The sequence below is a fragment of the Aggregatimonas sangjinii genome, assembly GCF_005943945.1.
Taxonomy (GTDB): Bacteria; Bacteroidota; Bacteroidia; order Flavobacteriales; family Flavobacteriaceae; genus Pelagihabitans; species Pelagihabitans sangjinii.
In genome coordinates this window covers 952,236-975,925 of sequence record NZ_CP040710.1, presented here as the reverse complement: position 1 = coordinate 975,925, position 23,690 = coordinate 952,236, and the positions used below count along the sequence as shown (strand labels likewise).

22 protein-coding genes are annotated in these 23,690 nt (G+C 43.2%); 15 read left to right on the top strand and 7 right to left on the bottom strand.

Annotated features, from left to right (window positions below):
* Positions 1-11: 11 nt before the first annotated feature.
* Positions 12-626, bottom strand: a complete 615-nt coding sequence (locus FGM00_RS04055; protein WP_138851676.1) for a trimeric intracellular cation channel family protein — start codon at positions 624-626, stop codon at positions 12-14.
* 9 nt (positions 627-635) lie between these two features.
* Positions 636-1,352, bottom strand: coding sequence for an RDD family protein (locus tag FGM00_RS04050; RefSeq protein WP_138851675.1), 717 nt, complete (start codon positions 1,350-1,352; stop codon positions 636-638).
* A 35-nt stretch (positions 1,353-1,387) separates the two neighbouring features.
* On the opposite strand from FGM00_RS04050, the gene FGM00_RS04045 reads away from it, so the two are divergent.
* From FGM00_RS04045 to FGM00_RS03980, 14 genes are all read left to right on the top strand, one after another.
* The gene (locus FGM00_RS04045) at positions 1,388-2,347 is read left to right on the top strand and encodes a stage II sporulation protein M (protein WP_138851674.1); all 960 of its coding nucleotides are present in this window, start codon (positions 1,388-1,390) and stop codon (positions 2,345-2,347) included.
* The gene (locus FGM00_RS04040) at positions 2,344-3,234 is read left to right on the top strand and encodes a YciC family protein (protein WP_138851673.1); all 891 of its coding nucleotides are present in this window, start codon (positions 2,344-2,346) and stop codon (positions 3,232-3,234) included. The genes FGM00_RS04045 and FGM00_RS04040 overlap by 4 nt, the downstream gene beginning before the upstream one ends.
* Positions 3,194-3,973, top strand: coding sequence for a DUF4129 domain-containing protein (locus FGM00_RS04035; protein WP_236262900.1), 780 nt, complete (start codon positions 3,194-3,196; stop codon positions 3,971-3,973). The genes FGM00_RS04040 and FGM00_RS04035 overlap by 41 nt, the downstream gene beginning before the upstream one ends.
* Positions 3,966-5,183, top strand: a complete 1,218-nt coding sequence (locus FGM00_RS04030; protein ID WP_138851672.1) for a DUF4350 domain-containing protein — start codon at positions 3,966-3,968, stop codon at positions 5,181-5,183. Before FGM00_RS04035 ends, FGM00_RS04030 begins: the two co-directional genes overlap by 8 nt.
* On the top strand, positions 5,170-6,207 hold the full coding sequence (locus FGM00_RS04025) for an AAA family ATPase (protein ID WP_138851671.1): 1,038 nt from the start codon (positions 5,170-5,172) through the stop codon (positions 6,205-6,207). Before FGM00_RS04030 ends, FGM00_RS04025 begins: the two co-directional genes overlap by 14 nt.
* A 4-nt stretch (positions 6,208-6,211) precedes the next feature.
* A complete protein-coding gene (locus tag FGM00_RS04020; protein WP_138851670.1) occupies positions 6,212-7,540 on the top strand; it encodes a DUF58 domain-containing protein in 1,329 nt (442 codons plus the stop codon).
* 351 nt (positions 7,541-7,891) lie between these two features.
* Entirely contained in the window at positions 7,892-8,398 is a 507-nt protein-coding gene (locus FGM00_RS04015) for a hypothetical protein (protein WP_175416182.1), read from the top strand.
* A 45-nt stretch (positions 8,399-8,443) separates the two neighbouring features.
* On the top strand, positions 8,444-9,403 hold the full coding sequence (locus tag FGM00_RS04010; RefSeq protein WP_138851668.1) for a hypothetical protein: 960 nt from the start codon (positions 8,444-8,446) through the stop codon (positions 9,401-9,403).
* Between the two features lie 125 nt (positions 9,404-9,528).
* The gene (locus FGM00_RS04005) at positions 9,529-10,401 is read left to right on the top strand and encodes a hypothetical protein (RefSeq protein ID WP_138851667.1); all 873 of its coding nucleotides are present in this window, start codon (positions 9,529-9,531) and stop codon (positions 10,399-10,401) included.
* An 8-nt stretch (positions 10,402-10,409) separates the two neighbouring features.
* Positions 10,410-11,414: a S41 family peptidase gene (locus FGM00_RS04000; RefSeq protein WP_138851666.1), complete on the top strand. Its 1,005-nt coding sequence runs from the start codon at positions 10,410-10,412 to the stop codon at positions 11,412-11,414.
* Between the two features lie 165 nt (positions 11,415-11,579).
* Complete coding sequence (locus FGM00_RS03995; RefSeq protein ID WP_138851665.1) at positions 11,580-11,951, top strand: VOC family protein; 372 nt, start codon at positions 11,580-11,582, stop codon at positions 11,949-11,951.
* A gap of 61 nt (positions 11,952-12,012) precedes the next feature.
* Positions 12,013-12,726, top strand: a complete 714-nt coding sequence (locus tag FGM00_RS03990) for a helix-turn-helix transcriptional regulator (protein WP_138851664.1) — start codon at positions 12,013-12,015, stop codon at positions 12,724-12,726.
* A 60-nt stretch (positions 12,727-12,786) separates the two neighbouring features.
* On the top strand, positions 12,787-13,224 hold the full coding sequence (locus tag FGM00_RS03985; protein WP_138851663.1) for a PaaI family thioesterase: 438 nt from the start codon (positions 12,787-12,789) through the stop codon (positions 13,222-13,224).
* A gap of 139 nt (positions 13,225-13,363) precedes the next feature.
* Entirely contained in the window at positions 13,364-14,011 is a 648-nt protein-coding gene (locus FGM00_RS03980; RefSeq protein ID WP_138851662.1) for a hypothetical protein, read from the top strand.
* 10 nt (positions 14,012-14,021) lie between these two features.
* On the opposite strand, the gene FGM00_RS03975 is transcribed toward FGM00_RS03980, so the two are convergent.
* Positions 14,022-16,475: a M14 metallopeptidase family protein gene (locus tag FGM00_RS03975; protein ID WP_394344421.1), complete on the bottom strand. Its 2,454-nt coding sequence runs from the start codon at positions 16,473-16,475 to the stop codon at positions 14,022-14,024.
* 204 nt (positions 16,476-16,679) lie between these two features.
* Between FGM00_RS03975 and bshC the strand changes: the two genes are divergently transcribed.
* Complete coding sequence (gene bshC, locus FGM00_RS03970; RefSeq protein WP_138851661.1) at positions 16,680-18,281, top strand: bacillithiol biosynthesis cysteine-adding enzyme BshC; 1,602 nt, start codon at positions 16,680-16,682, stop codon at positions 18,279-18,281.
* Positions 18,282-18,327: 46 nt separating this feature from the next.
* Here bshC and FGM00_RS03965 read toward each other — a convergent pair whose 3' ends face one another.
* From FGM00_RS03965 to guaA, 4 genes are read right to left on the bottom strand one after another with little or no spacing between them, the layout of a single operon-like run.
* Positions 18,328-18,846: a DUF922 domain-containing protein gene (locus tag FGM00_RS03965; protein ID WP_236262899.1), complete on the bottom strand. Its 519-nt coding sequence runs from the start codon at positions 18,844-18,846 to the stop codon at positions 18,328-18,330.
* Positions 18,843-19,247, bottom strand: a complete 405-nt coding sequence (locus FGM00_RS03960) for an OsmC family protein (RefSeq protein ID WP_138851660.1) — start codon at positions 19,245-19,247, stop codon at positions 18,843-18,845. The genes FGM00_RS03965 and FGM00_RS03960 overlap by 4 nt, the downstream gene beginning before the upstream one ends.
* A gap of 3 nt (positions 19,248-19,250) precedes the next feature.
* Positions 19,251-21,410: an amino acid ABC transporter substrate-binding protein gene (locus tag FGM00_RS03955; protein WP_236262898.1), complete on the bottom strand. Its 2,160-nt coding sequence runs from the start codon at positions 21,408-21,410 to the stop codon at positions 19,251-19,253.
* A gap of 2 nt (positions 21,411-21,412) precedes the next feature.
* On the bottom strand, positions 21,413-22,945 hold the full coding sequence (guaA, locus tag FGM00_RS03950; protein WP_138851658.1) for a glutamine-hydrolyzing GMP synthase: 1,533 nt from the start codon (positions 22,943-22,945) through the stop codon (positions 21,413-21,415).
* Between the last annotated feature and the right edge of the window lie 745 nt (positions 22,946-23,690).

The following is a 23,690-nucleotide window of genomic DNA, read 5'->3' as shown; positions in this document are numbered from 1 at the left end:
AACTCACAGACTCAAAGGCTCTTCCGTCGATAAATATTAGGAAGGGCAATGTGGAATTTAACGGCTAGGATACGTGTAACGATAATGACCACAATTGCCGCAACATGGGCATATTCTTCATTTACGGGAAGCAACCGAAATAGAAAATAGCTGGCACCCCCTAAGATACATACCGTGGCATACACCTCTTTTCTAAAAATCACCGGGATTTCATTACACAATATATCGCGGATCACCCCTCCAAAACTTGCAGTAATCGTTCCTATACCTATGCACATTACGGGAAGTAAATCTACCGAAAGTCCCTTCTCGATACCGACCATGGTATAAAGCCCGATGCCAATGGTATCGAATAAAAAAAGTGACTTTCGAAAATACTTCAAGTGATTGACAAAGATGACCGCAAATGCGACCGCTCCCAGGATAGTGAAAATATAAACGGGCTGTTTGAGCCATACCACCGGGGTACTTCCGATCAGGATATCCCGTAACGTACCCCCGCCTACCGCGGTCACAAAGGCGATAATGAATACGCCAAAGATGTCCAGTTTCTTTTCCATGGCTACCAGCACTCCGGAAATGGCAAATGCGATGGTGCCAAGAATATCAATGATAAAATAGAACATCGAAGGCGTTTAGAGCTGTTGTGTGTAAAAATTATAATCTTTGATGATGATGTCTACAAATTCGAAAGGTTTGATATCCGAAGTGATATCGGCCACCTTTTTGATCTGGCTGTCCAAACGCAAAATTACTTGGTGGTCCCCATTACGTCTAGCGGTATCGTACAGTTCTTTGATGGTTTGCATTTCGGAATCCTTGAAAATGGTTACCTGCGGAAATCGCGGCTGATAATCGGTAGGAAGTTCTCTAAGTAAGGTATCCTTTAAGCGAATTCGTTTCTTTTCAGAGATGACCGTAGTGCCTGCAGCCATATCGCCTATTCGCTGTCCTTTGCCACGAACTAGAATGGTCAATACCGCCAAGCCTCCGGAGGTGAGTACCACATCTACAATACGAAGAATCCAACGCACAAAATAACTTGCGAAATTGGGCTTCGAGCCATCGATTTTGACCACGCGAATGTTCATGAGACTTTTACCGATGGTCTTACCGTTCATAAAGGTTTCCAATAAGACATAGTAGAGAAATGCGGGCAGATTCAAAAGCAAATACAGTGCCCACATATCCTGAAAATCGATATCCATGGAAACCAATAAAAGAATGCTTAGGATAATATAGATACCAATCACAAAACTGTCGATAATATACGCCAGCATGCGATCTCCCAGGTGTGCCGTGTTTTGGGAAATGCTGATATTTTGGGCGGTTTCTATTTGAAATTGTTCCATTGTTTTGTTTCTTTGGTATAAACACACCACCCATAATGCGTGAGGCCGCTTTCGTTAAGCAAAATAAAGACAAATGGGCCACTTTTGAAAGTGCGCTCTCGAACAAAACGAAGATAGCGCCCGATGTATTGTCTGACCTTTATATCGAAATTACCGACCACCTCAGCTACGCCAAGACCTTTTATCCCAAAAGCAACACGGAGTTCTTTTTAAATTCTTTGGCATCACAGGCGCACCAGAAAATCTATAAGACCAAAAAAGAACCCAAAAACCGAATTATCGGTTTTTGGAAGACCGAGTTTCCGACCATGTTCTTCGCACATCAAAGAGAATTACTGATCGCCTTTTTGGTATTCGCCTTCTTTACCGCGGTGGGTGCGTTTTCCGCTGCTAACGAAGGTGATTTTGTACGCTCCATTCTAGGAGATGGATATGTGAACATGACCTTGGAAAATATTGCCAACGACGATCCGATGGCGGTATATAAAGATATGGGGGAGTTCAATATGTTCCTGGGCATCACCATAAACAACATTAAGGTGGCGCTTTTTGCGTTTGTCTATGGAATATTATTGGGCATTGGAACCCTATACATTATGATGCAAAATGCCATTATGCTGGGTAGTTTTCAATATTTCTTTTATGAAAAAGGATTATTATGGGAATCTGCCCGTACCATTTGGATTCATGGCACCATAGAAATTTCGGTCATCATTATAGCAGGCTGTGCCGGACTCGTGTTGGCGAACGGCATCCTTTTTCCCGGTACTTATTCCCGCTTGGAATCCTTTAAGAGGGGCATCATCAATGGGTTAAAAGTTATGCTCAGCACGGTTCCCTTTTTCATTATCGCCGGTTTTTTGGAAGGCTTTGTAACCCGCCATACCGAAATGCCCGACTGGCTCGCCATACTGATCATTACAGCCTCTTTGGCACTCATCCTATTTTATTATGTCGTTTACCCACGCCAACTGAATAAAAAAGCCAACCTATGACCGAACACAATTATATCGAGTTTAAGAAAAAACGAGAGCTCGGCGATATACTCTCCGACACCTTCGCTTTCATGCGCAATGAGTTCAAGCCTTTCTTTAATGTCTTTTTTAAGATCGTGGGACCTTTCTTGGCTGCGATGTTGGTCGCGCTAGTCTTATATATGTGGTTTGCCGCCGATGTCATTAACGCGAATTCATCTTTAATGATTAATTCCACACGATCCGCAGGTTTGCTTGAATGGGGTGTTAGTCTTTTTTATGGCGTCTCTTTGTTAACGGTTTATGCGATGTCGCAATCTACGGTGTTGCACTATATTAAATCGTATACCAATGGTAAGGGAAGTATCGATTTCGAAACGATTAGAAGAGACGTTTATGCGTCGTTTTGGTCTTTTATCGGGATGATTTTCCTTGTTGCCATTTGCTTGGTCGTTGGTTTTATGCTCTGTTGTATTCCAGGTATTTATCTTTGGGTGCCCTTATCGTTGGCCTTCAGTATTATGGTTTTCGATCAAATGGGCGTGGGTGATGCCTTTGGCGAAAGCTTTAAATTGGTGAAGGACCATTGGTTCATTACCTTCGCCACACTTTTGGTAATGGGCATTATCGTGGGTATTGCGAGCTATGCATTTGCGCTACCCACTGCCATCTATAATTTGGTAAGAACTGGGCTGATGAGCGGTGAATTCGATGCGGAAAGCATTGCAAATATCAATCGAGATCCCGTGGCGATTCTATTGAGTTTAATCGGTACCGTAGCGCAGTTTATGCTCAATATCATAACACTGGTAGCCGGGGCGTTCATTTACTTTAACCTGAACGAGCACAAAAACTTTACGGGTACGTATGAACGTATTCAAAACTTGGGTAAAACTCCCGAAAACTGATATGAAGGGATTTTTCTTTGTTTGGTTTACCTGTCTTTCCTTTGCGACCCACGTTTTGGGGCAGCAAGATTCGCTCGAAGTCCAGTATGATGATGCGCCGATCACCGTAAAAAAGATTACCGAAAAAGACCTTCAACCCTATCGCGACGATCCAAGTTTCGACTATGAGGAGGCGCTCGTGGAAAGAACTTGGTGGGACGATTTTACCGACTGGATCGGCAATCAGCTCCTGCGCTTTTTCGAGTGGCTGTTCGGTGGGGAAAATGCAGTAGGCTATCTAGCGACTTTCTTAAAGATCATTCCTTATGTCTTATTGGCCATATTGATTTTCATCCTCATCAAATTCTTTTTGAACGTGAATGCCAATACGTTAAGGCAGGCTAGAAAAGAAGATGCCTATGTATCGCTTTCCGAGGAGGAACACATCATCAAAAACGAAGATATTCAAGAGCTCATACGTAGGGCATTGGCAGAGAAAAACTATCGTTTGGCCATTCGGTATTACTATTTGTTCACCTTACAGCTCCTGACCGACAAAGATTTGATCGATTGGCAATTGCAGAAAACGAACGACGATTATTTAAAGGAATTGGGGAGTACCGATCTGCAAAAACCGTTTCAGGCCATCACCCGTTTGTACGACTACATCTGGTACGGGAACTTTGATTTGGACGAAGGGAAATACATGAGGGCGGAACATGCTTTTATAGCCTTGCAAAAAACCTTGACCAATGGCTAAGAAAGGACGGATATATATCATCATTGCCGTGGTCACTCTTGGCCTGCTGATGCTTTTACAGTACAACCAACCAAAAGAGGTAAATTGGTTCCCCTCCTACGTTGCGCAGCACAAGATTCCGTATGGCACCATAGTCTTGAACGACATCATGGAAAACCGCTTTCCGGATATGCGTCAGATAAGCATTGCCCCCTATGAATTCCTGAATTCGGAACCGGACGCAAATGGCACCTATTTCTTTGTAAACGAACAAATCGAATTCGACCCTTCGGAACGTGACAAATTGTTGGAATGGACGGCCAATGGAAATACGCTATTTCTCGCTTCAGAATCTTTCGACAAGACCTTTCTCGACACCTTGGGGTTGAAGACCACGGGACTCTACGACGCGCTTCTTGAAGATAAAGGCCAATTACATCAACTGGTACACCCAAAACTTCGAAAAGAAACAGGTTTCCTCATTAAAAAGGACGCCTATACCCAATATTTTAGCGAAATCGATACACTACAATCCACCGTATTGGGCATTGTTGATCATTTTAATGCGGATGGGAAAATTGCTACCGACCACGTTAACGTGCTCTCAAAACCTTTTGGTGACGGAACGATTATCCTTAGCACCTTCCCGAAAGCCTTTACCAATTACTTTATTCTAAAGGATGGAAATAGGGATTATACGGCCGGCCTCCTCTCTTATCTCGATAGGGATACTACGATTTATATGGACAATCACTACAAGTCGGGCAAGGCCTTTTACACCTCGCCACTTTATATTTTCCTGAACAACAAGGCTTTAAAATGGGCCTATTACCTTGTGTTGATCGGTGTAGTGGTCTACGTTCTTTTTGAAGGAAAGCGCAAGCAAAGAGCTATACCTATTGTACGTCCCCTACAAAACCAAACCCTTGCATTTACCCGTACCATCGCCGATATGTATTTCGAAAAAAAGGAAGCGAAAGAGATTGCGGAACATAAAATAGATTACTTTCTGGAATACATACGTTCCCGTTTTTACCTTGGTACCATTAATCGGGAAAGCGAGTTTTACAGGAATTTGGCTTCCCGCAGCGCCCATAGTATTGAAGAGGTGGAACAACTATTCCATTTTCTTGATACGATTCGAAACCAACAAATGGTTACGGACGGCCAACTCATTAGACTCAACACATCCATAGAACAATTTAAAACAAGAGCAGATGGAAGAAAATGATATGCAACCCACAGACAATACCCCGGAAGAAAGCGGCAGCCCAGCAAACGAGGGGCTTAGCTTTGATAATCGCATTCCACTGGAAGGCCTAAAAAATGCGGTTACGGATATCAAGAACGAATTGGGAAAAGTTATCATCGGGCAGGAGAATTTTATCGAACTACTCATCGTTTCCCTTTTGGTTGATGGGCATGTGCTTATAGAAGGTGTTCCCGGAATCGCAAAGACCATTACCGCTAAATTGTTCGCAAAAACATTGAAGACCGGGTTTAGCAGAATACAGTTTACGCCCGACCTTATGCCTAGTGATATTCTGGGCACTTCTATTTTCAACGTAAAAAGTTCGGAGTTCGAATTTAAGAAAGGGCCTATTTTCTCCAACATCGTCTTGATAGACGAAATCAACAGGGCACCGGCCAAAACACAGGCCGCCATGTTCGAAACAATGGAAGAACGTCAAGTAACGATGGATGGCACCACCTACCCTATGGATGCCCCGTTTATGGTTTTGGCCACCCAAAACCCCATTGAACAGGAAGGTACCTATGCCCTTCCGGAAGCACAACTCGATCGCTTCCTGTTCAAAATAAAGGTAGACTATCCTTCTGTTGAAGAAGAAGTACGCATCATACAAACGCATCATGAGCGCAAGGGCGAAAATCCGAAAGCCCAAATCAGGGATGTGTTGTCGCCGGTGCAGTTGGCCGATTTTAGGACAAAAATCCAAAACATCGTCGTCGAGGAAAAAATAATCAGGTACATTGCCGACATCATTACCAAGACCCGTAACCACCCTCATCTGTATCTCGGTGGTTCGCCTAGAGCTTCCATAGCGACCTTAAATGCGGCCAAGGCCTTTGCCGCGATTAATGGCCGCGATTTTGTCATTCCAGAAGATATTAAGAAGGCATTGGTACCTGTTTTAAACCATAGGGTCATCCTTACCCCGGAACGCGAAATGGAAGGCATGACCACGGAAAGCGTGGTGGGCATGATTACCGAATCTGTTGAAATACCGAGATAAGTACATGCGGTTCTTAAAATCTTTTTATATACACAATTCTTTTTTCTGGTACATTGCCATACTATCCGCATGTTTTGTGTTTTCATTTTGGTTTACCGTCCTTTACCCTATTGCGTGGCTGTTGACCATGCTCTTAGCAGCGCTTTTCTTCTTCGACTGCTATTTGCTGTATGCTACCGAGGGCATCTTTGCCAACCGTCATCTGCCACAAAAATTATCGAACAGCGATTTGAACCCGATTGCTATCGAATTCGAGACCCGATATCCTTTCAAGACATTCATCTCGATAATCGATGAACTTCCGGTGCAATTTCAAAAACGTGATTTCGAATACTCCTCGAGCCTTCTAAAAGGGGAAAAACAGGTCTTCGATTATACAGTAAGACCCGTTGACCGCGGGGAATATGTTTTTGGCAATTTGAATATATTCGCCTCTTCCCCACTTAAAATCGTAAAACGGCGCTACATCTTTCAAAACGACCAGATGGTACCGGTATACCCTAGTATCATACAAATGCAGCAATACGATTTTCTGGCCATCAGCAATAGACTCTCTGAAATCGGTTTGAAGAAAATACGCCGTATCGGCCACACCCAAGAGTTTGAACAGATAAAGGAATATGTTCCCGGCGACGATTTTAGAACCATTAACTGGAAGGCCACTGCAAAACAACAACATCTTATGGTGAACCAATACCAAGATGAGCGCTCCCAACCTATTTACAGTATCTTGGACACGGGCAGGGTCATGAAAATGCCTTTCAACGAATTAAAATTGCTCGATTACGCTATCAATGCAACGCTTGCATTTTCGAATGTAGCCTTAAAACGGAATGACAAAACGGGTATGATCAGCTTCTCGAAGAACATTGAAACCTTCGTGCCCGCGATTCAAAAACTTACCCATTTGAATACGATCATGGAGAAATTGTACAATATTACGACGGAGTTCACCGATTCGGATTTCGGGCTTTTGTACGCACATATCAAGCGAAAGGTTACGCACAGAAGCCTATTACTGCTTTATACCAATTTCGAGCACATTTCCGCGCTAAAAAGACAATTGCCTTTTCTTATGGCCATTGCGAAAAAACACGTTTTGGTGGTCATCTTTTTTGAAAACACCGAATTGGAGCAACTTATCGCTACCGATGCGGAAGATATCCAAACCATCTACCACAAGACAATCGCCGAAAAATTCTCCCTTGAAAAAAAGCTCATGCAAAAAGAATTGCAAAAACACGGGATTCAGACTATTCTTACCAAACCGAACGAGCTCACCATCAACACCATCAACAAGTATCTGGAAATCAAGGCTCGAGGCCTTATTTGACCTTAACAATAAATTTCAAATTGGGTATAAGTTGGAAGTTATGCCCAATTAGGGTGAGAAGATTGTTAATAACTTTTTGTGAAAAAACCTAACGTTTCAGACCCCTAAAAGATGGCCTGTCTCATCGATGAAATGCATTGTTGATATGTTTTGAATATTCATAATATGTGAATAAAATCCACTGGTTGTATTCAAATTTTCTTAAATTGCATATCCCCCGAATGACATCTTTTAACAGGTGTCGCCTCAAATCAAAAAGAATTAAAATAACCACTGACCAAAGGTATGGGCAAACTTGTGCAGCTTCAAAACGACCCGGGGACACCAATCAAAAAAAAGTTTCAAAAGAACATGGCTACCAAAAAGTTCCGGTATCGTTTAACGGACTTCAAAAGCAACTACTATGTCGGCCGTAAACCCGTTTATAATTCCAAGTGTAATTTTGAGGTGCACAGTGCCGGATTAATGCTCAGCGGTAATTTTTGCAATAATTACAAACACATCTCCATCCTATCCCAAGAGGTAGAATCGGTGACGCTCGTTCGCGGAAAGGAGACCATAGATACGTTCTATATGTCTCCTATACACATGCTTTCTAAAATAGGCGTACCCAAACGCATTTCAAGGTATTTTAGCTTTCACCCTTCAGAATATAAAATCACAGAGACTAAAATTCTCATCGAAGGAAAAGAACAACGGTTAGAACTGATAACCAGTGGCTACAGCTTTGAAAAATTGAAAAGACACTTCAAGAAAAGAGGGTATGGCGATAAATTGAAAATCGAACGTGGCCCCAGTATGGACTTAAGTAGTTTCAGGAGCACCATTCCTGAGGCCGAGGCCCGTTTTCTAAAATAAAAGGATATAACTTTCGTTTTGTTGGGTAGAAAGTATTCCCATAGGATGAAAAAAGTATTTCTTACCCTTTCTATTCTTCCAGTTGTTATCTTATTTGGTTGCAACAATCCAGATAATGCATTGGGTATTCTAGACCCGGATTCAACTAACAAGAAACATCTTGAATATTTCGGTTTCACCCTGGTCGACACGCTCTGGGACGACCCCACGGATGCGGATTCCAAAACGAATTATAGCGATGAAGTAGCCCCCTTTTCGAACCTTGCGGATATTCTGGTGGTCGACCCCACCGATAACGTCATTGCCAGGATGGAACGTATGCAACATCTACAAATGAAAAGTATCTTGCATATAGCCGCCCTTTTTTTTGAAATCGAAGGTACCAATGCCCCTTCGGGAACTGATTACAAGCTCCGCAACGATTACCGCGAACGTTGGATGACCTTCGTCAACACAAATCAGTTGACCGAAAACCAAGGTTTCGTTCAAGCCCTTTATCTTGGTGAGGAACCTGTCTGGAACGGTGTTTCGGCCAACGAACTACGACTCGCGGCCGACTATATTAGCAACACTACACCGGAATATAAAGTCATGGTCATCGAAGCCTACCCTGTTTTGGATGAGCTGCAACTACCCAATTCCGTAGACTGGGTAGGCTTCGACCACTACTTTATCGAAAATCCCGCCAAGGACCCTACCTTTCTTGGAGAACTGGGAACGCTCAAGGCCAAATTAAAGGACAATCAGCAATTGGTGTTGGTCATGGACGCCCACTACATTGATTTTGCCCATGGCGGTTTCGGCGGTATCGCATTGGATAAAATGGGGGAAGTCGCCAACAGCTATTACGAATTGGCCAAGGCAGAATCCAAAGCCGTGACCCTACTAGGGTATTTTTGGCCCAGCGGTTTTGATCACGCGCAGTCTATTGGCGCACGTAATATGCCGGATAACGTGAAAGACGAGTATGTAAGAATAGGAAAGGAAATTACCGGCAAACACTAGTTGCAAACCTCAGGGAACCTCTCTAAGTCTTCAAGTCAATTTCAAATATTTTAGAGCTGAAATCGTCACTTTTACGTGAAGAGTTTCCTATATTCGAAATGCCTACCTACCTGACAATTTGAATTATGAAGAACGTTACAATTACCCTCATTTGTGTACTTTTCGTACCGCTTATCGGATTTTCTCAAAATAAAGATTCGGCTTTGTCCAAAAAAGAATTGCGAAAAAACCGCCCCACATATAGGGGCATTTCATTATTGGGATTGGGCGTAGGCAGCTTTAGGGACTTCGCCACCTCTCCCCTGATCTATTCGGGACTTTCACTTTCGTCGTCCCGTTTTCAAATCGCCATTGATAAGCATCGGGAAACCGAATGGGGGAGCTCGCTTACTATTGGCTTGTTCGGCAATAGTTTCAACGACCACACTAGCAGTAGCATTGTCATCTCCCCGGCAATTTATTATTCAGAGCTTTATGAACTCAGGCAACTGAGCGGCGATAAGTTGAACGTAAAGGTCGGAGGGCTGCTCAGCATTACTTCCAATATAAGAATCAATGAAGGATTGTTGAACAATGCCACAGGCTTTGAATTGATTCCCACCTTGTTCGGGAGTATAAAGGGCACGCTCGATGTAAGTCGTAAAACGGAAAGAACCAAGAAATTTCTTTTTTTTAAATACAAGCTGGATAAACGGAAAAAGTCATTAGCATTGCGTTTAAATACCGGTTTGGTCAATTCTTCCTATCGCAACGGGTACGTATATTCGGGACAGTCTTTTCTCTTGAACGACCCCCAGCTTTTCGATGATTATCAATTCAAAGTATTTTCCGGGTTCAGAATGAGCAGTTCCTTGGATTATACGCTTTATTCTAGAAAAACGACCAATGCCGTTCAAATCTCATATGTTTGGGATGCCTACAAGACCGGCGGGAATCTTGATAAATTTGAAATGGCGCAGCATGCCCTTAGGTTCACCTTATTGTTCAACACCAAATAATAACGATTATGCGAAAATTATTTATACTCGTTTTGACCATCGTACCCTTCCTCGTTTCTTGTGAGACAGCACTTTTCGAGGAAGACCTGGCAACTACCGATGCCAATGCCAATTTTGAATACCTCTGGAATGAATGCAATGAAAAGTACTCCTACTTTGAGTTAAAGGGAATCGACTGGGATGCCGTCAAGACCGAATATTCGGCGATGCTCTTTGAAGACATGACGCAGGATTCGCTGTTCAATGTGCTCGGGGGGATGCTGACCGAGCTCCGCGACGACCATACCAATCTAATTTCGAACTTCAACATCTCGTTTTTTGGTACGCAATATTTAGGTCAGGACAATTATTATGGTCGCCTCATAGAAGATAATTACTTAGCACAAAGCTTTTACATCTCTGGGCCTTTTGCCCATGATTTTCTGGATGATGGGCAAATTGGCTACGTACGCTTCGCATCTTTCCCTGGCACTGTTGACGACACCAACCTCGACTTCGTACTTGATCGTTATAAAGACACCAAAGGCTTGATACTCGATTTGAGGGAAAATGGCGGTGGGGCCGTTTCCGATATTTTTAAAATCTTAAGCCGCTTTGTAGAGGAGAAAACCTTAACGCACTATTCCCGCATCAAGAACGGTCCGGGGCGTAATGATTTTTCAGAGGCCGAACCCGTGTATGTATCCCCGAGCAATGGCATACGATACACGAATAAGGTTATCATGTTGATCGATAGGGGCACCTATAGCGCCGGTTCGTTTACGGCCCTCGCCACCAAGGCCCTGCCCAATATCGTATTAATAGGTGACACCACGGGCGGGGGTCTCGGATTACCGAATGGCGGACAATTGCCCAACGGGTGGACCTATAGATTCTCTATTACCCAAGCATTGACCTTGGATAAAAGACCGGACTTCGAAGACGGTGTTCCCCCGGATATCGAGGTGCTTTTTGATTTTAACGATTTGACCAGGGATGAAGTGCTGGATCGTGCGATATTGGAGTTGCAATAGCCGAATATGAACATTGCCCACAAAGTGTAACACTGGTGATTTTGGATAAATACCTAAAAATGTACATCCCTTAGAAAAAAATCCTATCGAAATTGAACCTCTGACATCTTCTGACATTTCCGCCACTAACTTTGCGGTATGTTTAACCTCTAAAATCAAAAAAAGATGTCACATGCAATTAGCTGGTTTGAAATTCCAGTCAAAAATTACGAAAGAGCAAAATCATTCTACAACACCCTATTGAATATCGAAATTACCGATTCGCCCATGGCGAAAGCCAAGTATGGAATGTTCCCATACGATAGTGATAACAACGGTGTAGGCGGAGGCTTGATCGAAATGGATGGCTACACGCCCGCCACCGAAGGAACAATGGTCTACCTAAATGCTGGCAATGACCTTAATGTTACATTGAGCAGGGTCGACGCGGCCGGTGGTAAAATAGTCATGCCAAAAACCGATATCGGGGAGAACGGCTTTATGGCGCATGTATTGGATACGGAGGGTAATAAAATTGCTCTACATTCCTGGTCCTAACTAAGTACTGAAATTAAAATGAACCGGTAGCAAATCCGCAGGGTTTGCTACCTTTATTCGTATGTCGCAGCTGCCCAGACTCATAGCAATACTTACCCTGTTAAAATCCCGTCGTATTTTAACGGCCACTGAATTGTCTGAAAAGTATGCTGTAAGCATTCGCACGGTTTACCGGGATATTCAAAAATTGATTGAAGCCGGCGTGCCCGTAATCACTCTCGAAGGTCGAGGCTACACCCTCATGGACGGATATACCGTAGCTCCGGTACAATTTACCGAAAAACAGGCCAATGCCTTGATTACCGCACATCACCTAGTGACCCGTACCAACGATTCCTCCTTTCTAGCTGATTTTGAGGAAGCCTTGACCAAAATCAAATCTGTTTTTCGTTCTTCGATTTTGCAAAAAAGTGAGCTACTGCATGACAAGATGCATGTGTTCGATACGCGTATAGAAAGTATCTCGAGCAATGCCCTTTCCGAAATTCAATTGGCCATTACCAATTTCAACTATGTCGAAATCAATTACCGGAAGGCCGACGATCCCAATATCTCGTTTCGGAAAATCGAACCCTGCGCCATTTATTCGACCGAAAACAAATGGATCCTCATCGCATGGTGTCACCTGCGAAAAGATTACAGGGCCTTTCGAATCGACCGTATTCAGCATTTTAAAATTCTCCCGGAGCAATTCGAAGATCGCAAATTCAGCATGGAACGCCATTTTAAGGATGATGCCTATGGCAAAGAGGCCGACAACGCAAGCATTACTTGATCAAAGGCATCCGGGCCGGTTAAAAGTCTTATTTTTGAGGTTCATTGAGAATCGTAAACTATGAATAAAGCACTAGCCCTTTTTAAATCCCTGATCGGTAAAGACTCTACAGAATCTATCTCCCCGTTAATGCGGTGGCTGAATCCAACGCTGCTAAAGGCCGAAGAAGGTCAATTGGAGTTTTCCTATGTCATTCGTGAGGAAATGACCAACCCTATGGGCATATTGCATGGGGGCACCACGGCGGCCATCATAGACGATGCGATTGGCGCTGCGGTATACTCATTGGGCAACACACATGCTTATACAACCGTCAATTTAGTGATAGACTACTTTTCGGCAGCCAAAGCAGGCGATACCATATTCGCTAAAACGTCCATAGTAAAAAGAGGGAATAAAATCATGAATGCCGAATGTGAAATATGGAACGGGGATTGCAGCCGAATGGTGGCCAAGGGGCATTCCAATTTAATCAAAACGGCTATGCAGCTAGCATAGCCAAACACATCTTCCAACAATTCAGACTTCAAATGCTACAAGTCGGTAATCAAGAATTGTTTCGAATCCCACAGTTTTCAATATTTGCCTTCGTTAGATAAAACCGAGCTATTTCGGAAAAGCAAATACCGCAACCCCTATGGAACAATTGATTACCTATGCCATTTACGCACATGCCTTCTTGGGAGGTGTCGGACTGATTACCGGGATTGGAAGTATGATCATTAAGAAAGGAAGTACGCTGCACAAAAGAATGGGAAAATTATTTTCTATCGGTATGATTGGAAGCGCAAGCATCTCCCTCCCTATTGCTTGGATGCCGGGTCACGAAAATCTGTTCCTGTTTTTGATCGGCCTCTTTACCATTTATCTCGTTCTGGCGGGAAATCGCTCGCTTACCTTTAAACCAAGAATCAAGAAGAAAGCAGCTGCAACCGACCTGGCGATCTCATTCGGCATGTTGATATTCTCGTTGATAATGTTAGGCCTAGGTGCCTATGGCCTAATAGCTGCGGTTACCAATAGCATACTTTATCTTGTTTTTGGTGGTTTTGGATTGTTCTTGACCATCAGGGACTTTATGTTCTATAAAAGATTCAAGGATACGAAAAACGATTGGTTGTTAAATCATATTACAAGAATGATGGCCGCGCTTATCGCATCAGTGACCGCTTTTGTAGTAGCAGGCCTGGGTATCGGGAGTCTTGCCGCGTGGATATTACCATCCGTATTCGGAACCTTATATATTATTTATTGGCGCAGGAAGATGAAAGTTAGGGTTGCCTAACGAACCGGCACTAATTGACCATGAAAAGAGCATTGGCGAAAAATAATTTCCCATTTTCCCAGAAGCCACGAAACAACGGATTATCGACCATGTAGATAACTGAACCGCTCCCGTGCCTCTCGACCCCAAAGACCAATGTTTGTGCGATTTTTTTCTGTGCCTCACTCCCCGCAAAACCGGAAATCGGACTAGTATGACCTTCCTCTAGGTAAACAACCGAACCGGAATCCAAATAATCATAAGCATCGGCCCCTAGTTTTAAACTAAAATACGTATCGTCATATCCGAAAGCGAGGGGGTGTGTGGTATCCACCTTGGTTTTGAAAATGGCGCCTGTAATAGCTTCCTTGATGCGATCACGTTCGGTCTCATCGTACGCCTGCACGTTTACCGAGCTATCTTTTTCGCTTTCTTTAGGTTTTAACCCAAAACCATCCTCGCCGGTAAGGCCCTTGATAGCCCCGCCCATGGCGATTAACTTTCCGCCATTGGACACCCATTCCTTCAGGTCTTTTAATCGTGATTCTTTAAAAAAGCCTTTATAACCCCAACCACTGGGAAGCACGAGTACGTCATAGCCCGTAAAATCGATATTGTTCATATACTCACTGTCAATGATCGAGACCGGATAATGCAATTGTTGTTCAAAAAAGTGCCAGACCTCCCCAAATTGCAGGGTCGATGTTGGTTCTCCAGTCAGCACTGCAACCTTTATATCAGGAACCATTTGCACATAAGTTGATCCAAAATCCTTTCCATCATCAACAAAACCAGTAGCCGTGGCGGTAAGGTCTTTATTGTGCTTTTTAGCAACTTGCCCTAGTATATCAAGAAATTCTTTGTTGGCCGAATTGTCACCACGAGTAATGATAAGGCTCCCACGCTTATAGCGCTGCCCGTCCAAAACGAACGGTTTCATGGCATAACGCACCCTGATTTTCCGATGTATGAGATCCGCAAGAAAACGGGCGTCGTTCATACTGCTCCAATCGGTCAGATAGGCATAAGCATCTTTGTCCAGAGTCATTGAAGCTTCACTTTGCGGTACAAACCCACTACTATTAACAGCTGTAGTAGTCCCAACGGCATCCAACCCATAGGCATAGGGCAATGACCAAGCGGTTATGTCGTAGGTAACCGAATCGCTCAACTTCGCCTTTGGTTCGAACAAAACCTTTACTAAAGTACCTCTAGGTTGATCTGTAGACACGACGAGACTTTTTTCCGTGGTGCGCATACTACCATTGCTTCCAGTTTTATAATCATATCCCTTAACCGTCCCATTATTGCCTGACCCATATTTTATTTCATGCTGGTCTAGCAACTCGGTCAGTGCACCTAACTTATCGGCATCACCATTCAACACATAACTCTTGTACTTAAAGTCTTTATTTTGATAGAATTTCTTGAATTCGGTATTTAGTTTTTTTGCATTTTTGGAGGCCACCTCAACGGTAGAGAGTCCAGTAGTATGGTGGTGAGCAATTCTATCCTTTAAAGTAAGCGTGTCTCCGATTCGTGTTACGATGCCCAAACCGGCACGGCCGCTTCCGCCTTGTTCATAGGTCATGCCGATACCACCATTATACGTAGGGTAGGTATCGCCGTAACTGGGATAAAGCAAATCGAACACCTCCTTGGTAAAATAAAACCATCCGTTGGCATCGAAATATTTGGCATGGTTCTTACCTATGGTCACCTGAAAATCGCGCTGAAAATCGGTAATCACCTCGTGAAACGGTTCAGCCGCAGGGGCAAAAAAATACGGATTGTTCACCCCTTGCTCATGAAAATCTACGTGAACGTGGGGCAACCACTTGTTGAAAAACTTCAATCGCTGCTGGCTCTCGACTTGCGTCAACCATGCCCAATCGCGATTCAAGTCGAACATATAATGATTGGCCCTACCGCTCTGCCAAGGCTCATGATGCTCCTTACTGTTCGGGTCTACATTATTCGGACTGTTCTTGTATTGATTGTACCAGTTTACGTAGCGGTCGCGCCCATCGGGATTGATACAGGGGTCCATGATAACTATCGTATTATCCAGATAGTCCTTTTCTACCGTCAATAAGTCATACAAGGTCTGCATAGACGCCTCCGTACTCACGCTCTCGTTCCCGTGCACGTTATAGCTCAACCATACAATCGCTTTCGAAGGTGCGCCCTGCCCGGTGGTATTCTTTAAATGTTCGGTACGAATGTTCTCCAAATCGGCCATGTTCCCGGCCGAGGATAGGTATGCCACCATCAAAGGTCGACGCTCATTGGTTTTCCCATACTCATGCAGTTGCACCTGATCCGCTAGGGTCTTGGCGACATACTGGTAGTAATCTACCACCTCATGGTGTCTGGTAAACTGGGTCCCAAGTTCATAGCCCAGAAATTCGGATGGGGACATGAGCTGTTGCGCGGTAAGTGTAAGTGAAAAAACGAGGAGTAACGAAAGTATCAGTGTTCTCAAATGACGGATTTTATAATTGAATAGCTGCTGGTTGAAAGAAGTTCTCTTTTAAAGCCCCTCCAAACCTCTCAAATCTAAGGAATAATTCACAAATAGTATCTAGGATCCGTTAGTTGGTTTAAAATGTCTGATAAAAGGAATTAACGTATTTTTAGGTTTGGAAAAGAACAAAGCGTTTATATTTAGACCTACTTTTAGATTTCTATGGATATTGATTGTTTACCCTTTAAAAACACTGGTTATTTCTCTAGTCTAATTTGCGATTATATCGATGGTAAACCAGCATTGAAACCATTTTATAATCGTCTTCCCTCCCTCAAGAATTTTAAAGCACAGCTTAAAGAAAAGGCAAATCATTTTCCGGATAGCCATAGAGCAGTCTTGCAACAAGCCCTTCGCAGGCAATACGGGAAAACGAATACCTCGGAAAGAACGCAGGACAACATCAACTTACTTAGCGATAATAGTACGTTTACCATAACTACCGGGCACCAATTGAACCTATTTACGGGACCCTTATATTTTCTGTATAAAATCATTTCGACCATCAATTTGACCGAAGAACTCAAGGCGGAACATCCGGGGAAGAATTTTGTTCCTGTCTATTGGATGGCCACGGAAGATCATGATTTCGATGAAATCAATTATTTCAATCTGAACGGAAAGAAATTACAATGGAACACCGATGCTCATGGAGCTGTCGGGCGTTTAAAAACAGCTGGATTACAGGATGTTTTCGATGCCCTGGATGCCGAAATCGGAAACAGCAACAATGCAAAGACCTTGAAAGCACTTTTTACCAAGGCTTACTTGGAGCACGATACCCTGACCGAGGCCACTCGATTTTTGGCCAATGCCTTGTTTGGCAACTACGGACTCGTGATTTTAGATGGGGATGACACCGAATTAAAAAGGCTGCTTATTCCGTATGCCAAAAAAGATATTTTCGAGAACCTGGCCTTCAAAAAAGTATCGGCCACGATTCTTGATTTAGAGGGATTGGATACCAAATATGGGATTCAGGTCAACCCGAGGGAAATCAATTACTTTTATCTGACGGATAATATACGGGAACGCTTGATCGAAAAGGATGGGAACTTCTTTGTGAACGATACGGATATCTCCTTTACCCGTGCGGAGCTTCTTGAAGAACTGGAAAACCATCCGGAACGTTTTTCCCCAAATGTAATCGCCCGACCGCTCTATCAGGAAGTAATCCTGCCCAACCTCTGCTATATCGGTGGTGGTGGTGAAATTGCCTATTGGCTTGAGTTAAAAACAATGTTCGAAGCCATGCAGGTACCTTTTCCTATGCTGTTGTTGCGTAATTCGGCCCTTGTGCTCACCGAAAAACAAAACGGAAAATTAAAAAAACTCGATCTGTCGATCGAAAACCTTTTCTTGAAACAGCATAGTTTTATCAATAAGAAAATCAGGGAAATATCGAATATTGAAATCGATTTCAGTCCACAAAAAAAACATCTTGAACAGCAATTCGCCGAATTATACGACCTAGCGGAGCAAACCGACAAGTCATTTTTGGGAGCGGTAAAGGCACAAGAAGTGAAACAAAAAAAAGGCCTGGACAAGCTAGAAAAAAGATTGCTCAAAGCACAAAAGCGAAAACTGAAAGATCATGTGGTACGGATGACAGCATTGCAGAATGCGCTTTTTCCAAATCAATCGCTCCAGGAGCGCCAAAAGAATTTTTCCGAACTGTATGTAGAACTAGGCGATGAATTGATTCCTCTGCTCATCGACACGCTTCAACCTTTAAAAACGGAGTTTTTTGTCTTGAAATATTAGATTTAATTTTGATTTGCCACACCCCGCTCTAGCCCACATTCCGTACTCAATCCTTTAAAATATCAGCGATTTTCCGATTCCATTCCGACTGCTTTTCGCGGTGACGCGAAAAATTGGTTTCGTTGTCGTAGCGGTTCTGAAAAGCGTACAGGGCCATATTGATTTCGTCGTATATTTTCGCGACCTCCGCTTTCACGTCTTTGGTAAATTTAGTAGCCGCTAGGCGCGTTCTCATTTTTCTGGCGAATACCTCTGAAATGTCGAAATGCAATTGTTCGTGCCGTAGAATCTGAGCATCGCATAGCTCTGGCCTGTACCATGATTTCTCCGGATAAAAATGGGTAGTTACCACAAATTCTATTTCTACTTGATTCCCCCAAGTATTTGTAGAAAAGCGATAGCTGATACCACTTGCAGTGGTGGCCGCCGCGTCGTCACTGGTTGGCTTTCCTTTAAAATCGGCCCAAGTGAGTCTTACCTCCTGTGACCACGGAATTTGCGACTCCTGCTGCCCGAAGGAAATGCCCATCCACCCAGAGAACAATAAAACAAATAGCTGTTTCAAAGTACCCAGTTGAAAGTAAGCTGCTTGTCAATATCGGGATGCAGACTATGGTGAACCGGACAAGTGTTGGCGGTTCGGATAAGAATCGCCCGTTCCTTTTCCGAAGCTTTGGCAGGAAGGCTTAGTTGTATTTCTATTTTCGAAATCCTTCTTGGGTCGGATGCCATATGCTTGGTAACTTCCGCTGTAGCATTGGTCAAATCAACTTCGAGGTCTTTCGATTTTATGCCCATCATGGTGAGAATGCAACTTGCCAACCCTGTAGCAACCGTATCGGTCGGGGAGAACGCCTGTCCCAACCCCTTGTTATCGATTGGAGCATCGGTTATAAAAGTATCGCCCGAACGAAGGTGTTTGCAGGAGGTTCGCAATTCTCCGTTATAGGTTACTTTAGAGGTCATATCTTACGGTTTGATTTCTTTGATGCGCATATCCTGATAAGACATGATATAGCTGGAAGTATTGTAATACCCGGACGCCTCATCTTTTTCGTAACTGAACTTGTTTCCACTATATTCGGTTTCCCCGATGAGTTTAGAAATCGCGAACATGTCGTTTTTATAAGCCAATTTCAATAGGAGGTCATACGTAATATCGAAACCGCGAACGGCGAAGCGATCTGGCCTACTCTTAAAACGCTTTTCATATCGTTTTACAAACGAATTGTTGCCTACTTCGCGATATACCGAAGGGTAGGTAAAATTAAGGTTCGATAAATGGGAAACGGAGATGGCATCGCTATCAAAAGCCTTATTTCGATTGGTAGTGAACATTCGAACCATTATTTCCTCAGTATTGTTCGAATTGAGAATAGAACTTACACTAGGTACTAACTTTTCGTTGTCGGTTTCAAGAAATACCCAATTCTCCTGTTCGGTTGAAAGTAGCTCGGTAAATTCCTCCAAATCCATTGAAATGTTCTTTTCCTCTTCCTTGAGCTCTACCCTCTTCACCTCGGGAAAACGCTGCATGATCATTTTAGCGACCGTATCGTTTTTGGCATCGGCGATCACAATTATATTTTTATCGATAGCCAAAGAATCCAAATAGGAGAACATCTTGTCACGCAACACTTGCTGACCGGTGTACGTGAAGAATACGTTGGGCATGCTATTGAGCGAACGTACGGGTATGGGTGCTAGAACGGGAACCTGAACGGAGGCAGCCCTGGTCGCCACCTCCTGCACTGAGGGCGGGTCTAAGGGACCAAATACAGCACTGTAATCAGCCATATTTTCCCTGGCAAGTAACTCTTTCGTCTTTGCAAGACTTAATTCATTATCCAAAGTCTTAATATCTATGGAAATACCGAGGTCAGCAATGGAATCGACTGCAATTAAAGCACCCGAATAGAGTCCTAGGCTAGCGCTGGCATCATTTCGTTTTTGAATGGTATCCTCCATGTTGGCCTTGCTTGACATGTCCATTCGATCTAACCGGAACGGCAATAGAAACAATACTTTGGGCTTTGATGCAGGATTAATACTATCCAACAAATCGATCTTGTCGAGTACCAACGAATTTCGAACTTCAAAATTCCCGGTCTGTGTTTTCGGAAGCTTTAAAACCATTCCCGCCTTTAAACCATCCTGTAGCGAAGGATTCAATTTTAGTAGTTCTTTATAGGTGACTCCCAACTTCCGCGTAAGACTATACTCCGTTTGCTTTGGTTTCACCTCGTAAAAGATGAAATTATCCGTATTCACTTCGCCAGCTTCGACTTTTCGTTGCGGAATGCGAATGACCATATCCTCTTTCAAACCACCTTGCTCACTGATCTGTGGGTTCAAGCGTACGATTTCGTCCGATTTCACCCCGAATTTCTTCTCCAACTGATAAAAATTCATCTTCGCAGGCACGGTATAGGAAACATATAATTGGGTCTCTTGATTCTTGATGGAACTTCCCGCCTTTATGGGCAACTTCAATTCTTGACCTTCTCTTAGATAGTTGCTGGTTTTTGATAAATCGGGATTCAAGACCAAAAGACTATCGATAGTAATACCATATTTGTGGGCGATGCTCCAACGTGTTTCCTTTAGAGCGACGGTGTACGTTTCATAATCGTTCGGGTCTATAGTTTCCATATCGCGAGGGTCGACCCGCCGGTATTTCGGAATGCGCAAGACCATCTTCTTTTTTAACTGCATGGAATACAGGTCCCGATTGTATTTTTTAATGTCATCTTCAGTGATGTTATAGCGCTTTGAGATACTGTATAGTGTTTCCTTGCGCTTTACCTTATGCGAGGTAAAGGCATAGGGCTCCTCTTGTTCTTCGGTACTCTCGGCAGTAGTGGTTCCTGCTTTTGTTTCCGATGTAACCGATGTGGCATTGGTTGCATTGGGAATGACCAAGACCATATTGGCCCTCAAATCCTGGCCTACTTTTATTTCTTTGTTATACACGAGGATATCCGCAATGGAAACACCGTACCGTTTGGACACCTCCTCCAAACTCTCCCCTTGTTTTACTTTGTGTGTAGTAAATTTCTGTGCTGTTGCCTTACAGCTAAGAAGCGCCAATAATAGCAATAAGACGATGTTTTTTAAATAGCCGTTCATAGTTATTCCCATTCTATTGTCGCCGGTGGTTTCGAGCTGATATCGTAAACGACCCTATTCACACCCGGTACTTTATTAATAATATCGTTAGAGGTCTTTTGTAAAAATTCGTAGGGCAGATTTACCCAATCGGCCGTCATGCCATCGGTACTTTCTACCGCCCGTAAAGCTACACATTTTTCATATGTTCGCTCATCGCCCATGACCCCTACACTATTTACGGGTAAAAGCATGGCTCCGGCCTGCCAGACCTTGTCATAAAGTCCCCAATCGCGCAATCCTTGTATAAAAATATGGTCGACCTCCTGAAGTATAGCTACTTTTTCACGTGTTATATCGCCTAAAATACGAATCGCAAGACCGGGTCCGGGAAACGGATGACGGCCCAAGCGCTCACTCCCCACGTTCATACTGGCCCCTACCCTGCGCACTTCATCTTTGAACAACATTTTCAAGGGCTCCACTACCTTCAACTTCATAAAATCCGGTAAACCACCCACGTTATGATGACTTTTTATGGTCGCCGAGGGACCACCAGTGGCCGATACCGACTCGATAACATCGGGATAGATGGTACCTTGTGCAAGCCATTTCGCATCCGCAACCAAATGCGACTCATCATCGAACACCTCGATAAAAACGCGTCCTATCGTCTTTCTTTTGGTTTCAGGATCGCTTTCCCCTTCCAGCGCGTCCAAAAAGCGTGCCGAAGCATCTACACCTTTAACGTTAAGGCCCATACCTTCGTATTGCTTCAATACATTTTCGAACTCGTTCTTGCGAAGCAATCCGTTGTTTACAAAAATACAGTGTAGGTTTTTTCCGATAGCCTTGTGCAAAAGCACGGCGGCCACCGTGGAATCTACGCCTCCCGACAGCCCCAAAATGACCTTATCGGTACCGATTTTGGCCTTTAATTCAGCTACGGTTGATTCTACGAAAGCATCCGGCGTCCAGGTTTGCGCTACCCCGGCAATATTTACCAAAAAGTTTTCCAACAACTGTTTCCCGTCCGTGGTATGATATACCTCGGGGTGAAACTGAATACCATACGTTTCTTCCCCCTCGAATTTAAAGGCGGCATTCGCAACATCATGGGTGCTCGCCAATAAGGTCGCCTGTTCTGGTAGTTTTTTAATCGTATCGGCATGGCTCATCCACACTTGACTTCCAATAGTAATATGCTTAAAAAATGGATGGTCCGATATAACATGCGAAAGGTTTGCACGACCATACTCCCTAGTATTCGACTTTTCAACACTACCGCCATTAAAATGGGCGAGATACTGCGCGCCGTAACAAACACCTAAAAGTGGTTTCTTCCCTTTTATTTTTGAAAGATCGGGATGTGGTGCATCTTTGGCTCGGACGGAAAACGGAGAACCGGAGAGTATGACCGCTTTATAGTTCGAGACATCTTCGGGCAACTTGTTAAAAGGTTTGATTTCGCAGAAAATATTCAATTCGCGAACGCGCCTGGCAATGAGTTGTGTATACTGCGAACCAAAATCAAGAATAAGGACGTTATTTTGCATGGGCAAAAATAGGGAAATCGCAAATTTGTGAAAACATATTATAAGGTATACTTATACAGAAAAACCAAAACTTATAAACAGTAACGGGACAATGAGCTATCTGGGCTCAAATTCGCCTTAAATAATGAAGCTTGGGATAGGCAGCCGGAAGCAAAACAGTATTATTCAGTTTCTTGAAGGGTTAAGCTAATTTATACTATCGTGCCTATGGCAACATCATCAATGATTTATTGACTGGTTTCTATTGAAATGGAGTTAAACTTTTGGTAGATGCGGGAAGGATTATATCAATTGCAATAAATTATTTTTTTCATCTAGAATAGACCACTTGATAGGAAGTTTCATTCGAAAAAGAATATTGCTATTTGAAAAATAAGGAGGCAATTTGTCAGTAAAATCTCTCAAAAAAAATGATTAAACGTCGTATTTACCTTTAGATGTAGTTTTAATTTCCTACATAAATTACGATTTTATCAGGCTCAGAGCAAAAATCTTCGAATTACACAATTTTTTTGTAATTTTTTGTTAAAATTAACAAAAGGATGTTTACATTTAACGCTCTCTTTTAAAACCATTAACGAATCTTAAAAATATTCGAGTATGATATAAAACTACATTCCCAAAAAATTTTATTTCTTCCTTCCTTTTCCCCGAGGAAAATACGATCCAAACCAAACTCCCCCTTTTTGGTTGTATGTGTTATGGTGCTTTACATCCCGAATCTCCATTAGTATTCTAATAATAA

Bases quoted from the DNA above. Each gene is read 5' to 3' on its own strand.
- FGM00_RS04055 (WP_138851676.1), bottom strand. From the start codon at position 626: ATGTTCTATTTTATCATTGATATTCTTGGCACCATCGCATTTGCCATT.
- FGM00_RS04050 (WP_138851675.1), bottom strand. From the start codon at position 1,352: ATGGAACAATTTCAAATAGAAACCGCCCAAAATATCAGCATTTCCCAA.
- FGM00_RS04045 (WP_138851674.1), top strand. From the start codon at position 1,388: ATGCGTGAGGCCGCTTTCGTTAAGCAAAATAAAGACAAATGGGCCACT.
- FGM00_RS04040 (WP_138851673.1), top strand. From the start codon at position 2,344: ATGACCGAACACAATTATATCGAGTTTAAGAAAAAACGAGAGCTCGGC.
- FGM00_RS04035 (WP_236262900.1), top strand. From the start codon at position 3,194: ATGAACGTATTCAAAACTTGGGTAAAACTCCCGAAAACTGATATGAAG.
- FGM00_RS04030 (WP_138851672.1), top strand. From the start codon at position 3,966: ATGGCTAAGAAAGGACGGATATATATCATCATTGCCGTGGTCACTCTT.
- FGM00_RS04025 (WP_138851671.1), top strand. From the start codon at position 5,170: ATGGAAGAAAATGATATGCAACCCACAGACAATACCCCGGAAGAAAGC.
- FGM00_RS04020 (WP_138851670.1), top strand. From the start codon at position 6,212: ATGCGGTTCTTAAAATCTTTTTATATACACAATTCTTTTTTCTGGTAC.
- FGM00_RS04015 (WP_175416182.1), top strand. From the start codon at position 7,892: ATGGCTACCAAAAAGTTCCGGTATCGTTTAACGGACTTCAAAAGCAAC.
- FGM00_RS04010 (WP_138851668.1), top strand. From the start codon at position 8,444: ATGAAAAAAGTATTTCTTACCCTTTCTATTCTTCCAGTTGTTATCTTA.
- FGM00_RS04005 (WP_138851667.1), top strand. From the start codon at position 9,529: ATGAAGAACGTTACAATTACCCTCATTTGTGTACTTTTCGTACCGCTT.
- FGM00_RS04000 (WP_138851666.1), top strand. From the start codon at position 10,410: ATGCGAAAATTATTTATACTCGTTTTGACCATCGTACCCTTCCTCGTT.
- FGM00_RS03995 (WP_138851665.1), top strand. From the start codon at position 11,580: ATGTCACATGCAATTAGCTGGTTTGAAATTCCAGTCAAAAATTACGAA.
- FGM00_RS03990 (WP_138851664.1), top strand. From the start codon at position 12,013: ATGTCGCAGCTGCCCAGACTCATAGCAATACTTACCCTGTTAAAATCC.
- FGM00_RS03985 (WP_138851663.1), top strand. From the start codon at position 12,787: ATGAATAAAGCACTAGCCCTTTTTAAATCCCTGATCGGTAAAGACTCT.
- FGM00_RS03980 (WP_138851662.1), top strand. From the start codon at position 13,364: ATGGAACAATTGATTACCTATGCCATTTACGCACATGCCTTCTTGGGA.
- bshC (WP_138851661.1), top strand. From the start codon at position 16,680: ATGGATATTGATTGTTTACCCTTTAAAAACACTGGTTATTTCTCTAGT.
- FGM00_RS03960 (WP_138851660.1), bottom strand. From the start codon at position 19,247: ATGACCTCTAAAGTAACCTATAACGGAGAATTGCGAACCTCCTGCAAA.
- FGM00_RS03955 (WP_236262898.1), bottom strand. From the start codon at position 21,410: ATGAACGGCTATTTAAAAAACATCGTCTTATTGCTATTATTGGCGCTT.
- guaA (WP_138851658.1), bottom strand. From the start codon at position 22,945: ATGCAAAATAACGTCCTTATTCTTGATTTTGGTTCGCAGTATACACAA.